We start from the raw sequence: 309 nt of genomic DNA, 5'->3' as shown, positions 1-309 counted from the left end.
TCTCGCTCTGAGCGTAGAAAACTTATTAGTGCTTTAACACGAAGTATGCCGAGCGCTACTTCCAATCCTCACGGTACGCCAAGCGCTACCTCTGAAATTAATCCTGACACTCTTTCTGAATTGGAAAAGGCGGTAAATGCCTTTGCCACAGCTAACTAATTGGAGACATTATGTCTGATACAAATGAATTATTAAAAAAGTCTATCGGCAAAAAATTGAAGAAGCCAACGGCAAATTTAATGCTAAAGCCGAAGAAGCCTTAAAAGAAGCGCAAAAAGTCGGTAGTTTAAGCACTGAAACTAAAGCCGC

Annotated in this window: 1 pseudogene; it reads left to right on the top strand. The window is 40.8% G+C overall.

The features are described from left to right. Positions 1-170: 170 nt before the first annotated feature. Positions 171-309: pseudogene (locus tag BHE89_RS24540) on the top strand (phage major capsid protein); the annotation flags it as partial.

Source organism: Shigella sp. FC1967 (genome assembly GCF_001743005.1).
Lineage (GTDB): Bacteria > Pseudomonadota > Gammaproteobacteria > Enterobacterales > Enterobacteriaceae > Proteus.
The sequence above is the reverse complement of the archived record's forward strand: the minus strand, read 5'-3'. Positions and strand labels throughout refer to the sequence as shown.